Below are 14,089 nucleotides of genomic sequence, written 5' to 3' on the forward strand. Positions count from 1 at the left end.
GCACGGGTCGACAAGGGGGGTGCGCGTGCGCTGGGTCGTGGTGGGGGCCGCGGGAATGCTCGGGCGGGACGTCGTCGCGCGGCTGCGCCAGGGCGACGACGACGTCGTCGAGCTCGACCGTGCGGGGCTCGACATCACGTCTCCGCAGGCGTGCGCCGACGCCCTCGTCGGCGCCGACGTCGTCGTGAACTGCGCCGCCTACACCGCCGTCGACGACGCCGAGACGCACGAGGCCGAGGCCTTCACGACGAACGCCGTCGGGCCCGCCACGCTCGCGCGCGCCGCCGCGTCCGCGGGTGTGCGCCTCGTGCAGATCTCCACCGACTACGTCTTCGACGGCCGGGCGAGCACCCCGTACGACGAGGACGCGCCGCAGGCGCCCCGCGGCGCGTACGGCCGCACCAAGGCCGCCGGCGAGTGGGCCGTCGCCGCGTCCGGGGGCGACCACCTCGTCGTGCGCACCGCGTGGCTCTACGGCGCGCACGGCTCGTGCTTCCCCCGCACGATCGCACGCGTCGCCCGGGAGTGCGGCGCGCTCGACGTCGTCGACGACCAGCGCGGCCAGCCGACCTGGACGGTCGACGTCGCCGACGTCGTCGCGCGGCTCGTCGCCGCCGGCGCCCCGCGCGGGACGTACCACGCGACCTCGTCGGGCGAGACGACGTGGTTCGGGTTCGCGCAGGCCGTCGTCGCCGCCGCTGGCCTCGACCCCGCGATCGTCGCGCCCACCACGTCCGAGAAATTCGTGCGACCCGCACCGCGGCCCGCGTACTCCGTCCTCGGGCACCGCGGGCTGCAGGCCGCGGGCGTCACGCCGATCGGCGACTGGCGCGGACGGTGGGAGGCGGCCGCCGCGGCCGTCCTGGGGCAGGAGGAGAGCTGATGGGCATGGAACCGCTGGCCGTCGAGGGTGCGTGGCGCGTCACGCAGCGCGTGTTCGGCGACGCGCGGGGGGCGTTCCTCGAGTGGTTCCGGGCCGACGAGCTCGAGCAGGTCACCGGGCGACGGTTCGACCTGCGCCAGGCGAACCTCTCCGTCTCCGCCGCGGGCGTGCTGCGCGGCGTCCACTTCGCCGACGTGCCGCCCGGCCAGGCCAAGTACGTGACGTGCGTGCGCGGCGCGGTGCTCGACGTGGTGGTCGACATCCGCGTCGGGTCGCCCACCTACGGTGCGTGGGACGCCGTCCTCCTCGACGACGAGACGCGCGAGGCCGTGCTGATCTCCGAGGGGCTCGGGCACGCGTTCTGCTCCCTCGAGGACGGCTCGACCGTCGCGTACCTGTGCTCCGCGCCCTACAACCCGACCGGTGAGCACGGCGTGCACCCGCTCGACCCGGCCATCGGGATCTCCTGGCCGACCGTGGGGCGCGACGGGTCGCCGCTGGAGTACGTGCTGTCCGAGAAGGACGCCGCCGCACCCACGCTGGAGGAGGCGCGCGCGGGTGGGCTGCTGCCGGCGGCCGACGACGTGCGGGCGTTCGTGGCGACGTCGGGGCCGGACGCGCGGTAGGCGTTCCCGGGTCGCGCCCTCGGTGGTCGTCGGGGGTTGTCGGGATCGCACTGGTTGCGTAGAATCGAACACATGTTCGAGACGCCGCGCGACGAGGGGGCGCTCGCGGTCGTGGGATCGGGCGCTCGATCGGTTGCCGGGTCGGCCGTGGGCTCCGCGGTGGCGCGCGGTGGGGCCGAGGTGGCCCACCGGCTCGGGGCGGTGGTCGAGGAGCTGGTGGCCCTCGCCACCGCGACGCGGGACGCCGCGGGGTGGACTGGCGCCGAGCGGGCGCGGGTCCTCGGGGCGCTCGACAGGGTGCCGGGGCTCGTCAGCAGCGTGCGTGCGCCCGTGCTGGTCGCGCAGCAGCGCGCCGCCGCGCGCGTGGGGGCCGAGCGGGAGTTCGCCGACCAGCGCGCGCAGGCCATCGCCGGGACGCGTGGTCAGGCGGACCGTCAGGTACGTGCGGCGCACGCCCTCACCCGCCTGGACGGCGTCCGTGACGCGGTCCACGAGCGGCGCATGCTCGAGCCGCACGTCGACGCGCTCGCCCGTGTGCTCGACACCGCGTCCTCGCAGGTCGACGAGTTCCTGACCTCGTCCGAGGGGCAGCGCCGCGTGGTCGAGCTCGCCCACGGGGCGGACGCGCGGCAGTTCGCTCGTGACCTCGCGGTGCTCGCCGCCACGCACGACCAGCAGGGCGCCGACGACGCGCGGGAGGCCTCCCGCCGCGCGCGGTTCCTGCACCTGACGCATGCCGCGGACGGCACGTTCCTGCGCGGTCGGCTCGACCCGCTCGCCGGCCGCGCGCTGCAGGCGGCGCTCGACGCCACGGGCCACCGGCCCGACGACGACCGCGCTCCCGAGCAGGCGCGTGCGGACGCGCTCACCGCCCTCGCGCGCCACGCGCTGGGTGCGTCGACATCGCTCGCCGCACCGGCGCTCGACGCGGCGCCCGGCGCGCCCGGTGCGCCCGCCGTGTCTGGTGGGTATGCCGCGCCCGGTGCGCCCGGTGCGCCCGGCGCGGCTGGTGGGCGTGAGGACGTGCCGGACGGCGCTCAGGTCGTGACACCGGGGGTCGTGCCGCACGTGAGCCTGGTCGTGCCGGCCGCGACGTGGCACGCGGTGCGGGAGCAGGCGCGCCGCCGGGGCGCGGTCGAGGTGGGCGCGGAGGCGTGCGGGGCTGACGGCGCGCGCCGCGGCGCTGCGGCCGAGGGGCGCGTGGAGCCCGCGGCCGCGGCCGAGCGGCGGGTCGAGCCCGCCCGTGCCGAGGACGGGACGGTGGTCTCGTCGCACGAGCTCGCGGCTGCCCTGTGCGACTGTGCCATGACGCGCGTCGTGATGGACGAGCGGGGAGTGCCGCTCGACGTCGGGCGGACCCGCCGGATGTTCACCCCGGCGCAGCGGCGAGCGGTCGTCGTGCGGGACCAGGTGTGCGCGTGGAACGGCTGCTCGGTCGCGCCCGCGTACTGCCAGGTGCACCACATCGCGTGGTGGCACCGGGACGGTGGACGCTCGGACCTCGCGAACGCCCTGCTGCTGTGCGACTTCCACCACCACGAGGTGCACCGGCTCGACCTCACGGTGGTCCGCGAGCCCGTCGGGCGGCAGGGGCGAGCCGAGTCGGCGGAACGGCCGGGCACGCCGACGCGCGCCCGCTACACGTTCAGCGACCGGACCGGCCGACCCCGCAACTCCCCACCACGCCCACCACGCCCGCCGCGCCCACCGGGCCAGTTGGACCCACCAAGGCCGTCGGTGCCGCTCCGCGTGTGATGCCGGGGCGGTGGGACGGTGGTGCCGGTCAGTCGAGGAGGCTCAGGAGGTAGGCGCCGTAACCGGACTTGCCGAGCGCGGCGGCGCGCGAACGCAGGCTCTCGTCGTCGAGGAATCCTCGGCGCCAGGCGACCTCCTCGGGAGCGCCGATCTTGAGGCCCTGGCGGTGCTCGATCGCGCGGACGTAGTCGCTCGCATCGAGCAGCGACTCGAACGTGCCGGTGTCGAGCCACGCGGTGCCGCGGGGGAGGACCGAGACCTGCAGGGCGCCGCGCTCGAGGTAGATGCGGTTCACGTCGGTGATCTCGTACTCGCCGCGCGCCGAGGGCTCGAGGTCCCGGGCGATCGCGACCACGTCGTTGTCGTAGAAGTAGAGGCCCGGGATCGCGTACGACGAGCGGGGGCGGGCCGGCTTCTCCTCGATCGACAGCGCGCGGCCCGCGTCGTCGAACTCCACGACGCCGTACGCGGTGGGGTCGGCGACCCGGTAGGCGAACACCGCGGCGCCGTCCACGTCGGAGAACCGCAGCAGCTGGTCGCCCAGTCCGGTGCCGTAGAAGATGTTGTCGCCCAGCACGAGCGCGACCTTCTCGTCGCCCACGAAGTCCGCGCCGATCACGAACGCCTGCGCGAGCCCGTTCGGCTCCGCCTGCACCGCGTACGAGATCGAGATGCCGAACTGGCTGCCGTCGCCCAGCAGGCGGTGGAACTGGTCCGCGTCGTGCGGGGTCGTGATGACCAGCACGTCGCGGATGCCGGCGAGCATCAGCGTCGAGAGCGGGTAGTAGATCATCGGCTTGTCCCACACGGGGACGAGCTGCTTGCTGACGCCGAGCGTGATCGGGTGCAGCCGGGTTCCCGAGCCGCCCGCGAGGATGATGCCGCGCATCCCCTGAGTATGTCCGATCACCCGACGCGGCACGTCCAGCAGGCGACGATGAGAGGGCCGGTGGCGCGGCCCACCATGTGACACGAAGTGTCCACGGGAGAAACATGCTTCTGCCACACTTCGCGCATGGCTTCGACCCCTCCCGCGGCTGACGTCCGCGTCCTTCCCCCCAAGAACGCCATCGACCGCTACTTCAAGATCTCCGAGCGTGGCTCCACGATCGGCACCGAGATCCGCGGCGGTCTCGTCACGTTCTTCACGATGGCCTACATCATCGTCCTCAACCCGTTGATCATCGGCACGGTCCAGGACAACGGCTTCGAGGGCAACTTCCTCGGCGGCGGCAACGAGCCGAACCTCACGGCGATCGCCGCGACCACCGCGCTCGTCGCCGGTGTGCTCTCGATCCTCATGGGTGTGGTCGCGAACTTCCCGCTGGCGCTCGCGGCCGGGCTCGGCCTGAACGCCGTCGTCGCGTTCTCGATCGCCGCGCTGCCGGGCATGACCTGGGCCGACGCGATGGGCATCGTCGTGCTCGAGGGCCTCATCATCCTGGCGCTGGTCCTCACCGGCTTCCGTGAGGCGGTGTTCCGCGCCGTCCCGCGTGAGCTCAAGACCGCGATCTCCGTCGGCATCGGCCTGTTCATCGCGTTCATCGGCCTTGTCGACTCGGGCTTCGTCCGCATCCCGGCGAGCCTCGCGACGCCGACCGAGCTGGGCATCGGCGGTTCGCTCTCGAGCTGGCCGCTCCTGGTCTTCGCGTTCGGCCTGCTGCTCGCGATCGTCCTCATGGTCCGCAAGGTCAAGGGTGCGATCCTCATCGCGATCCTCGGCTCGACGGTCCTGGCCGTGGTCCTCGAGGCCGTCGCGGACATCGGCAAGGGCGACGCGGAGAACCCGACGGGCTGGCGGCTCAACTCGCCGGCGATCCCGGAGGACGGTCTGGTCCAGACGCCGGACTTCTCGCTCCTCGGTCAGTTCTCGCTGTTCGGGTCGATCGAGAAGATCGGCCTGCTCGCCGTGATCCTGCTGGTCTTCTCGCTGCTCCTCGCGGACTTCTTCGACACCATGGGCACGATGGTCGCGATCGGTGACGAGGCCGGGCTGCTCGACGAGGACGGCAACCCGCCGCGCACCAAGCAGATCCTCATCGTCGACTCGATCGCCGCGGCGGCCGGTGGTGCCGCGAGCGTCTCGTCGAACACGAGCTACGTCGAGTCGGCCGCGGGTGTCGGCGACGGCGCGCGCACGGGTCTCGCCGCGGTGACGACGGGTGTGGCGTTCCTGCTCGCGACGTTCCTGTCGCCGCTGGTCGACATGGTGCCGTTCGAGGCGGCCACGCCGGCGCTGGTCGTCGTCGGCTTCCTCATGGTCATGCAGGTGTCCGGCATCGACTGGAAGAACTACGAGATCGCGATCCCCGCGTTCCTCACGATCGTCGTCATGCCGTTCGCGTACTCGATCACGGCGGGGATGGGCGCGGGTGTCATCACGTTCGTCGTCATCAAGGCGGCGCTCGGCAAGTGGCGCCAGGTGCACCCGCTCATGTGGGGTGCCGCGGTGCTGTTCGTCCTGTACTTCGTGCTCGGTCCCATCAAGGACGCGCTCGGGATCTGACCTCGGGTCGCACGTCTCGGCGACGGGCCGGTTCTCCTGCGGGGGAGCCGGCCCGTCGGCGTCGGCGGCGGGGGTGCGGCCGCGCGCGTCGGCGCGCGTCGAGCAGGACGACGGCGAGGGCGCCGACGAGCGCGCCGAGGGTGTTCATGACGACGTCCTGGACGGTCGGGACGCGCGAGGGCAGCCAGGTGCGCTGTGCGAGCTCGATCGCGCTCGACAGGACGAGCCCGACGCCGGTGCTCAGCAGGACCACCCGCACGGGCGCGCGTCGGAGCGGGCGCGGTGTGCGGGTCGTGGCGTCGCCGACGAGGAGCGTGAGCAGCACCCCGAGCGGCACGAACATCACGACGTTCGCGACCGCCTCGGCGACCTCGAACGACAGCGGGACCCCGTGCGCGACGAGCCACGCGCAGACGTCCCGGACCACCCCGAGCTCGTCGTCGAGGTCGTCCGCGGGTCGCAGGGTGACGACCGCGACGGCGGCCGCCCAGCACGCGAGGGCGCCGAGAAGCACCGCGCGGTGCGTGCGCGAGGCGCGGCCGGGACCGGGCGAGCCGGACGAGTCGGGTGGGACCACGGGTGTGAGGGTAGGCCGGACGCGGCCGGTACCCTCGTGAGACCGTCCTCGGAACAGGAGTGCAAGTCGTGCGCATCAGCGTGATCGGTTGTGGGTATCTGGGCGCGGTGCACGCCGCGGCCATGGCGTCTCTCGGCCACGAGGTCGTCGGGATCGACGTCGACGAGCGCAAGATCGACGCGCTGCGCGCGGGGCGTGCGCCGTTCTTCGAACCGGGGCTGCCCGAGCTGCTGCTCGAGGCCGGTGCCGCGGGCGGGCTGACGTTCTCCACGGACATCGCCGCGGTCGCGGGTGCGCGCGTGCACTTCGTGTGCGTGGGTACCCCGCAGATGAAGGGCGAGTTCCGCGCGGACATGCGCTACGTCGACGCGTCGGTCACGTCGCTGCTGCCGTACCTGCAGCCGGGCGACGTCGTCGTCGGCAAGTCGACCGTGCCGGTGGGCACGGCGGAGCGGCTCGCGGAGCAGATCGCGCCCACGGGCGCGACGCTCATCTGGAACCCGGAGTTCCTGCGTGAGGGCTTCGCGGTCGAGGACACGCTGCACCCGGACCGGTTCGTGTACGGCCTGCCGACCGACGAGGCGGGCGTCGTGACCGCCGCGGGCGAGGCGGCGAAGGCGCTGCTCGACGAGGTGTACGCGACGCCGCTGTCGGACGGCACGCCGCTCGTCGTGACGGACTACCCGACGGCGCAGCTCGTGAAGGTCGCGGCGAACTCGTTCCTCGCGACGAAGATCTCGTTCATCAACGCGATGGCCGAGCTGTGCGAGGCGACCGGCGGTGACGTCACGCAGCTCGCGGACGCGATCGGCTACGACGTGCGCATCGGTCGCAAGTTCCTCAACGCGGGCCTCGGCTTCGGCGGCGGGTGCCTGCCCAAGGACATCCGGGCGTTCATGGCGCGGGCCGGCGAGCTGGGGGTCGACCAGGCGCTGACGTTCCTGCGTGAGGTGGACTCGATCAACGGCCGGCGTCGCGAGCGCATGGTCGAGCTCGCGCGCGAGGTGTGCGAGGGCACGCTCGTCGGCAAGCGGGTCGCGGTGCTGGGTGCGACGTTCAAGCCGAACTCCGACGACATCCGGGACTCGCCGGCGCTCGCGGTGGCGGACATGCTCGACAAGGCGGGTGCGCACGTCGTCGTGACGGACCCGCAGGGCATCGAGAACGCGCGGGCCGCTCGCCCGGACCTGCACTACGCCGACGACGTGCTCGACGCGGTGCGGGACGCGGACGTGGTGCTGCTCGGCACGGAGTGGGCGCAGTACCGGGAGCTCGACCCCGACGCGCTCGCGGGCGTCGTCGCGGGGCGGCACATCCTGGACGGCCGCAACGTGCTCGACCCGGCGCGCTGGCGTGCCGCGGGCTGGACGTACCGGGCGCTGGGTCGCCCCTGACCCGGCGGCGTACGCGCCGCACGGACTCACGACGCCGCTCGTCCCCTGGTGGGGGCGGGCGGCGTCGTCGTGTGTGAGGCGCGGAACGGCCTTTTCCCAGAGTCATTACTACAGGTAATGAGTTATGCTCACGACCATGCCCTCCGACGCCCACGCCCTCGCCTCGGAGCTGCGCCGCACCGTGATCATGGCCGCCCGTCGGATCCGCGCCGAGCGCGGCTCCGCCGACCTGTCCGACCCGCAGTACTCCGTGCTCGTCCACCTCGAGAAGCGCGGCCCGCTCACGCCGGGCCAGCTCGCCGACCTCGAGCGCATCCAGCCCCCGTCCATGACCCGCACGGTCAACTGCCTCGCCGAGGCCGGCCTCGTCGCCAAGGACGCGCACCCCACGGACGGCCGTGTCGTCGTCGTGAGCCTGACCGACGCCGGTCGCACCGAGGTCACCGAGACCCGGCGCAAGCGGTCGGCGTGGCTCGAGGCGCAGCTGGAGGCCATGACGCCCGACGAGCGCCGCCGCCTCGACGAGGCGACCGAGCTGCTGCGGAGGATCGCCGAGGCATGAGCACGTTCGACTCCCTGAGGTTCTTCAACTACCGGCTGTGGTTCGCCGGCGCGCTCGTCGCGAACATCGGCACGTGGATGCAGCGCGTCGCCCAGGACTGGCTGGTCCTCACCGACCTGTCCGACGAGTCCGGCGTCGCGGTCGGCATCACCACCGCGCTGCAGTTCGCGCCCACCCTGTTCCTCTCGGCGTGGGCCGGGCTGCTCGCGGACCGCGTCGACCGGCGCAAGCTCCTCGTCGCGACGCAGATCGGCCAGGGCGTCCTCGCCGCCGCGCTCGGCGTGCTCGTGCTCTCCGGCAACGCGCAGCTGTGGCACGTCTACGTGTTCGCCGGCCTGCTCGGCTGCGTGTCGGCGATCGACGGCCCGGTCCGCCAGACGTTCGTCGGGCAGCTCGTCCCCGCGGACAAGCTGTCCAACGCGGTGGGCCTCAACTCCGCGTCGTTCAACGCGGCCCGCCTCATCGGGCCCGGCCTCGCCGGCCTGCTCATCGCGTGGGTCGGCACCGGGTGGGTGTTCATCATCAACGCGGTCTCGTTCGCCGCGACGATCCTCGCGCTCACCGGCATGCGGCTGGGCGAGCTGCACGCCATGCCCACCGCGCCGCGCGGCCGCAAGGGACAGATCCGTGCCGGGCTGCGCTACGTGCGGCGACGCACCGACATCGTCGTGATCATGGTCGTCGTCGGCGTGGTCTCGACCTTCGGCCTCAACTTCCAGCTGACGAGCGCGCTCATGGCGCGCACCGAGTTCGGCAAGGGTGCGGGGGAGTACGGGATCCTCGGCTCGGTCCTCGCGATCGGCTCGCTCACCGGCGCGCTGCTCGCCGCGCGGCGCGAGCGGCCGCGCGTGCGCCTCGTGATCGGGTCCGCGTTCGCGTTCGGCGTCACGACCGGCGTCATGGCGCTCATGCCGACGTACCTGTCCTTCGCGATCGCGTGCATCCCCGTGGGGCTCGCGTCGCTCACGATGATGACCGCCGCCAACGCGACCATCCAGATGAGCACGGAGCCCGCGATGCGCGGGCGCGTCATGGCGCTCTACATGATGGTGTTCCTCGGCGCGACGCCCATCGGGTCGCCGGTGGTGGGCTGGATCGGGGAGACGTTCGGCGCGCGGTGGTCGATCGGCATCGGCTCGATCACGGCGCTGCTGGTCTCCACGGGCGCCGCGCTCTGGGCGCGCAGGGCGTGGGACGTCGAGGTCCGCTACCACCTGCACCGCCCGCACCTGGAGGTCGTGCACCGCGACGGGTCGGGTGTGGCCGCACGCGTGCCCGACGAGCGGGCGCGCGTCGCGGGCGCCGAGCGCTCGGCCGCCCAGGACGCCTCCGACGAGGCCACCGCCGCCTGACCCCCGGCGCCCCCGCGGTACCTCGCAGCCACTCGGGTTCCTCGCGGGGCGGCTCGTCGGGGCGGGGAGCGCGCGTCGGTGACGGGGGCAACTGGTTGCGCGGACGGGGTCCGAGGCGGGGTCCGAAACGGGCCGCAGGTATGGGAGCCCGTGGGAAATCACCCGATCTGCGGCTAGGAGCAGCGCCGTCCGGGCGCGAGGATGGTCCCGAAATGTACGAATCGTCCGAACTCTCCAGACGGTGGGTCGTCCTCATGCGCACGTTCCTGCGGAGCTTTCTCGCACTCCTGATCGCCGGGCTCGTCGTGGGCGCGCCGTCCATGGCCTCCGCGGTCACCGACCCCTCGCCGTCGCCCGGCCACGGCTGCCTCGTCGACGAGGGCGCCGCGGTCGCCGACGGGGAGGGCGACTACTCGCCCCCGCTGCCGTGCGAGCTGCGCGTGGTGACCAAGAGCCCGATCTGCGACAACGACGTGCCGAAGCTCCGGTACGCGGTCGAGGCGATCGGCTCGCCCAACACGACCGTCACGATCACGTGGGTCAACCCGAGCGGCGCGGACGTCGTCCAGTCCGACCTGCCGCTGTCCGGCACGGTGCTGTGGCCGGGCGCGGTCGAGAAGAACGGCGTGGGCGTCGACTGGCCCGGCTGGCGTCAGCTCGCGGACGGCACCTGGGTCGAGGGTGACGAGTTCGACTGGGTGCGGCCGTCCGTGCAGGTGAAGTTCCAGGTCAACCCCGAGGCGACCGTGACCGTGGCGTACCCGCCGTCGAGCCCGCAGTGCCTGACGAACCCTCCGGGCAGCTCGGTGCTCGCCGCGGAGCCGCCGGTGCCGTCCGCGGTGCTGTCCGCGACCGGCTCCAACGCGCTGCCCGTGGCGCTCGTCGGCGGCGGCCTGGTGCTGGCCGGCGCGGCCGCGCTCGCCGCGACGATGCGTCACCGCCGCCGGGTGCAGCAGCCCTGACGCGGGGCACGTCCCGCACGACGACGAAGGTCGCCGACCACGAGGGGGTCGGCGACCTTCGTCGTACCGGGGGGCTCAGACGAGCTGGTCGACCAGGTGGTCGATGCACGCGGTGAGCGCGAGCACGTCGTCCGGGTCCACCGCGGGGTAGGTGGCGATGCGCAGCTGGTTGCGGCCGAGCTTGCGGTAGGGCTCGACGTCGACGACCCCGTGCGCGCGCAGCGCCTTCGCGATCGTCGCCGCCTCGACCTCGGGTGCGAAGTCCACGGTCGCGACGACGGGGGAGCGCACCGCGGGGTCCTCGACGAACGGGGTCGCCCAGTCGCGGGCCTCGGCCCAGGCGTACACGTGCCCCGACGAGGTCGCGCTGCGGCTCGTCGTGAAGTCCAGCCCGCCGCCCGCGAGCATCCAGTCGACCTGCTCGGCGAGCAGCAGGAGCGTCGCGATGGCCGGGGTGTTGAGGGTCTGGTCGAGGCGCGAGTTGGTCACCGCGGCGGTGAGGGACAGGCTCTCGGGCACCCAGCGGTCACGCTCGAGCCGCTCGGCCCGCTCGACGGCCGCGGGCGACAGCGCGGCGAGCCACAGTCCGCCGTCGGACGCGAACGACTTCTGCGGTGCGAAGTAGTAGGCGTCGGTCTGCGCGACGTCCACGGGCACGCCGCCGGCGGCCGAGGTCGCGTCGACGACGACGAGCGCGCCCTGCTCGCGCGAGCGCTCGACGCGGCGCACCGGTGCGACGGCGCCCGTGGACGTCTCGTTCTGCGGCCAGGCGTACACATCGACGTCCGCGTGCGCGGGCACGGCCACCGAGCCGGGCGCGGCGCGCGTCACCACGGGCTCGTCGAGGAACGGTGCGCGCGTCGTCGCGGCCGCGAACTTGGCGCCGAACTCGCCGAACACGCCGTGCGCCGCGCGCCGCTCGACGAGGCAGGACGTCGCGACGTCCCAGAACAGGGTCGAGCCACCGTTGCCGAGGACGACCTCGTACCCGTCCGGCAGCGACAGCAGCTCGGCGAGGCCCGCGCGCACTCGCCCGACGAGCCGGCGCACGGGCGCCTGCCGGTGGGACGTGCCGAGGAGCGAGGAGCCCGAGGCCGCGAGCGCCTCGACCTGCGCGGCGCGGATCTTCGACGGCCCGGACCCGAACCGCCCGTCGCGCGGCAGCAGGTCCGTGGGGATGGTCAGGGCGGTGGGCGCGCCGCTCGCGGCGGTGTTCTCGGGCACCCCGCGAGGATAGAACCGTCGGACCGTCCGTGGGACCAACTACCCTGTCACTGCGGCCGAGGACGCAGCGGCCGTTGCGACCTGGGAGGCAACGCGGTGAGCGACCTGATCGACACGACGGAGATGTACCTCAAGACTGTCTACGAGCTCACCGAGGAAGGCATCACCCCCCTGCGCGCCCGGATCGCGGAGCGCCTCGGCCACTCGGGTCCGACCGTCTCGCAGACGGTCGCGCGCATGGAGCGCGACGGTCTCGTCGTCGTGACCGGGGACCGGCACCTCGAGCTCACCGAGCTCGGCTACGCCAAGGCCGTGCGCGTCATGCGCAAGCACCGCCTCGCGGAGCGGCTGCTCACCGACGTCGTCGGGCTCGAGTGGCCGTACGTCCACGAGGAGGCGTGCCGCTGGGAGCACGTGATGAGCGAGCGTGTCGAGAAGCGCCTCGCGGCGCTGCTGGACCACCCGCACTTCGACCCGTACGGCAACCCGATCCCGGGCCTGCCGGAGATCGGCGAGGAGCAGACGCCGGTCGCGTTCCTCGACGGCGTCCAGTCGCTCACGCAGCCGACCGCGGGGGCGGACGGGAACGCGGTCGTGGCGCGGATCGCCGAGCCGCTGCAGGTCGACGTGGAGCTGCTGACGCGGCTCGCCTCGGCGGGCGTGGTCCCGGGTGCGCGGATCACGGTCGAGAAGGCCGCGGGTGTGGTCACCGTGGGCGTCCCGGGGGCGGACGTCGTCCTCGACCTGCCCGACGAGGTCGCGCGGCACATCTTCGTCGGACGGGCCTGAGGCTCTCCACCGCGACACCCGTGACGGGGCCGTCACGGGGCGTCGTGACCTGCGCGTGATGTGGTCATGCGTCCGAAATGGTCGGATCGTGAGACGTCCGCCCAACGGGTGACCTGCGTCACGTCCCGTGACCCACGCTCCCACGGCCCCTGGCCTGGACGTTCGTCCCCACCTGGTGAGCGCCTCCTGGGCGCTCGTCCAATCTCCCGCAGATTCGTCGTGATCGGAACGTGACAATCTCCGGGAGCCTCATGTACGTTCGACCTGCTTCACGGAACCCCTCCTCTGCGAAGCCCTCGAGCGGAACGCCTAGCCCTGCCGCCGCGAGAGGTCCGCACGAACCGCCGGCAGGGGCGGGGGACCCACATTCGGGCGCTACGGCGTCCTTGGGGTGAAGCCCCGTCGCAGACTCCGGTCCGCGGCGAGGCCGGGTGATCTCCCACCCGAACCCGACAGCTGACCTCGCAGGCGCTAGGAGACCACGCATGACGAATGCACGTCACCGGGCCGCACGCCGGCCCTCGACGCCGCTGACCGAGCTGGCCGCGGTCGCATCAGAGCAGATGGGTACCGTCGGTCGCCGTTCGGCCGTCGTCGCCGCCTCCGGCGGCCTCGTCGTCTCGATGCTCGGCGCGACCCCCGCTCTGGCCGCGACGTCGGACGACGCCTCCGTGGGCGCGCTCGCCGCCGTCGACACCGAGGCGCTCACCGCCTCCGCCCGCGCGCTGCTCGAGACCGAGGCCGTCGTCAGCGCCCCGGCCGACGCCGCGTGGACGATCGACGCCCCCGCGCTCAAGGTGTCGATCCCCAAGCCCAAGGCCCCGCCGGTCGTCGAGACCCGCACGGTCACGAAGTCGCCCTCGCGCTCGTCGCAGCGCGTCGCGAACAACCCGGTGCCGCAGAGCGTCTCGGGCAACGCGGTCCTCGAGATCGCCGCGCGCTACGTCGGCGTCCCGTACGTCTCGGGCGGCTCGACCCCCAGCGGCTTCGACTGCTCGGGCTTCATCTCGTACGTGTACCGCCAGCTCGGCGTCTCGCTGCCCCGCACCTCGAGCGGCATGCGCTACGCGGGCACCGTGGTCTCGCGCGCCGACGCCAAGCCGGGCGACATCATCTGGAGCCCCGGCCACGTCGCGATCTACGCGGGCGGCAACCAGCAGATCGACTCGCCCCGCCCGGGCAAGACGATCCAGTTCCGCTCCATCTGGCAGAGCTCGCCGATCTTCATCCGCATCGGCTGAGCAGCCCCGCACGTCACGAAGCCCCGGCGACACCTGGTGTCGCCGGGGCTTCGTCGTGTCCCCGCACCGCGAGGTGTGGTTACTCTGATCGCGCACCGAAGCTCCTCGGACGGGCCAGCCAGGTCCGTCCCACCACGCAGGGAGGGCGCCGTGCCGCCGACAGTCGCCACATCAGGAGACGGACCAGGGGGCGCGCGGGCGCGCGTCCGGCGACGGGG

Annotated in this window: 13 protein-coding genes and 1 riboswitch; of the genes, 10 read left to right on the plus strand and 3 right to left on the minus strand. The window is 73.2% G+C overall.

The window, feature by feature from the left end:
• Positions 1–25: 25 nt before the first annotated feature.
• The 3 genes from rfbD to CBP52_RS16525 all read left to right on the plus strand — a co-directional run bounded on the left by rfbD (position 26) and on the right by CBP52_RS16525 (position 3,264).
• Entirely contained in the window at positions 26–883 is an 858-nt protein-coding gene (gene rfbD / locus CBP52_RS16515; protein ID WP_094182461.1) for a dTDP-4-dehydrorhamnose reductase, read from the plus strand.
• Complete coding sequence (locus CBP52_RS16520) at positions 883–1,509, plus strand: dTDP-4-dehydrorhamnose 3,5-epimerase family protein (RefSeq protein ID WP_094181880.1); 627 nt, start codon at positions 883–885, stop codon at positions 1,507–1,509. The genes rfbD and CBP52_RS16520 overlap by 1 nt, the downstream gene beginning before the upstream one ends.
• A 72-nt stretch (positions 1,510–1,581) precedes the next feature.
• Positions 1,582–3,264 carry an HNH endonuclease signature motif containing protein gene (locus CBP52_RS16525; RefSeq protein WP_094181881.1) on the plus strand — a complete coding sequence of 561 codons (1,683 nt, stop codon included), beginning with the start codon at positions 1,582–1,584 and terminating at the stop codon, positions 3,262–3,264.
• A gap of 28 nt (positions 3,265–3,292) precedes the next feature.
• Here the strand turns inward: CBP52_RS16525 and rfbA are convergent, their stop codons facing one another.
• Positions 3,293–4,153, minus strand: a complete 861-nt coding sequence (gene rfbA / locus CBP52_RS16530; RefSeq protein WP_094181882.1) for a glucose-1-phosphate thymidylyltransferase RfbA — start codon at positions 4,151–4,153, stop codon at positions 3,293–3,295.
• A 126-nt stretch (positions 4,154–4,279) separates the two neighbouring features.
• Between rfbA and CBP52_RS16535 the strand changes: the two genes are divergently transcribed.
• Complete coding sequence (locus tag CBP52_RS16535; protein WP_094181883.1) at positions 4,280–5,770, plus strand: NCS2 family permease; 1,491 nt, start codon at positions 4,280–4,282, stop codon at positions 5,768–5,770.
• Here the strand turns inward: CBP52_RS16535 and CBP52_RS16540 are convergent.
• Entirely contained in the window at positions 5,748–6,347 is a 600-nt protein-coding gene (locus CBP52_RS16540) for a VanZ family protein (protein WP_094181884.1), read from the minus strand. The two genes, CBP52_RS16535 and CBP52_RS16540, sit on opposite strands and share 23 nt — an antisense overlap.
• A 68-nt stretch (positions 6,348–6,415) precedes the next feature.
• Between CBP52_RS16540 and CBP52_RS16545 the strand changes: the two genes are divergently transcribed.
• The 4 genes from CBP52_RS16545 to CBP52_RS16560 all read left to right on the plus strand — a co-directional run bounded on the left by CBP52_RS16545 (position 6,416) and on the right by CBP52_RS16560 (position 10,617).
• Complete coding sequence (locus CBP52_RS16545) at positions 6,416–7,741, plus strand: UDP-glucose/GDP-mannose dehydrogenase family protein (protein ID WP_094181885.1); 1,326 nt, start codon at positions 6,416–6,418, stop codon at positions 7,739–7,741.
• Between the two features lie 136 nt (positions 7,742–7,877).
• Positions 7,878–8,303, plus strand: coding sequence for a MarR family winged helix-turn-helix transcriptional regulator (locus CBP52_RS16550; protein WP_094182462.1), 426 nt, complete (start codon positions 7,878–7,880; stop codon positions 8,301–8,303).
• On the plus strand, positions 8,300–9,655 hold the full coding sequence (locus tag CBP52_RS16555; RefSeq protein WP_094181886.1) for an MFS transporter: 1,356 nt from the start codon (positions 8,300–8,302) through the stop codon (positions 9,653–9,655). Before CBP52_RS16550 ends, CBP52_RS16555 begins: the two co-directional genes overlap by 4 nt.
• Before the next feature lie 254 nt (positions 9,656–9,909).
• Positions 9,910–10,617, plus strand: coding sequence for a peptidase (locus CBP52_RS16560; RefSeq protein WP_094181887.1), 708 nt, complete (start codon positions 9,910–9,912; stop codon positions 10,615–10,617).
• Between the two features lie 75 nt (positions 10,618–10,692).
• On the opposite strand, the gene serC is transcribed toward CBP52_RS16560, so the two are convergent.
• Positions 10,693–11,841, minus strand: a complete 1,149-nt coding sequence (gene serC, locus CBP52_RS16565) for a phosphoserine transaminase (protein ID WP_232514558.1) — start codon at positions 11,839–11,841, stop codon at positions 10,693–10,695.
• Between the two features lie 96 nt (positions 11,842–11,937).
• Here serC and CBP52_RS16570 point away from each other — a divergent pair, with 96 nt between their 5' ends.
• Positions 11,938–12,630 (plus strand): metal-dependent transcriptional regulator, encoded by a 693-nt coding sequence (locus tag CBP52_RS16570; RefSeq protein ID WP_094181888.1) that lies wholly within the window; start codon positions 11,938–11,940, stop codon positions 12,628–12,630.
• Positions 12,631–12,967: 337 nt separating this feature from the next.
• A riboswitch (cyclic di-AMP (ydaO/yuaA leader) is annotated at positions 12,968–13,098 on the plus strand.
• Positions 13,099–13,115: 17 nt separating this feature from the next.
• The gene (locus CBP52_RS16575) at positions 13,116–13,871 is read left to right on the plus strand and encodes a C40 family peptidase (RefSeq protein WP_094181889.1); all 756 of its coding nucleotides are present in this window, start codon (positions 13,116–13,118) and stop codon (positions 13,869–13,871) included.
• Positions 13,872–14,089 lie beyond the last annotated feature (218 nt).

It is taken from the genome of Cellulomonas sp. PSBB021 (assembly GCF_002240455.1).
GTDB classification, from domain to species: domain Bacteria; phylum Actinomycetota; class Actinomycetes; order Actinomycetales; family Cellulomonadaceae; genus Cellulomonas; species Cellulomonas uda.

Excerpts from the sequence above, each read along its gene's own strand:
- CBP52_RS16520 (WP_094181880.1), top strand. The coding sequence starts at position 883 with ATGGGCATGGAACCGCTGGCCGTCGAGGGTGCGTGGCGCGTCACGCAG.
- CBP52_RS16525 (WP_094181881.1), top strand. The coding sequence starts at position 1,582 with ATGTTCGAGACGCCGCGCGACGAGGGGGCGCTCGCGGTCGTGGGATCG.
- rfbA (WP_094181882.1), bottom strand. The coding sequence starts at position 4,153 with ATGCGCGGCATCATCCTCGCGGGCGGCTCGGGAACCCGGCTGCACCCG.
- CBP52_RS16535 (WP_094181883.1), top strand. The coding sequence starts at position 4,280 with ATGGCTTCGACCCCTCCCGCGGCTGACGTCCGCGTCCTTCCCCCCAAG.
- CBP52_RS16550 (WP_094182462.1), top strand. The coding sequence starts at position 7,878 with ATGCCCTCCGACGCCCACGCCCTCGCCTCGGAGCTGCGCCGCACCGTG.
- CBP52_RS16555 (WP_094181886.1), top strand. The coding sequence starts at position 8,300 with ATGAGCACGTTCGACTCCCTGAGGTTCTTCAACTACCGGCTGTGGTTC.
- CBP52_RS16560 (WP_094181887.1), top strand. The coding sequence starts at position 9,910 with ATGCGCACGTTCCTGCGGAGCTTTCTCGCACTCCTGATCGCCGGGCTC.
- CBP52_RS16575 (WP_094181889.1), top strand. The coding sequence starts at position 13,116 with ATGACGAATGCACGTCACCGGGCCGCACGCCGGCCCTCGACGCCGCTG.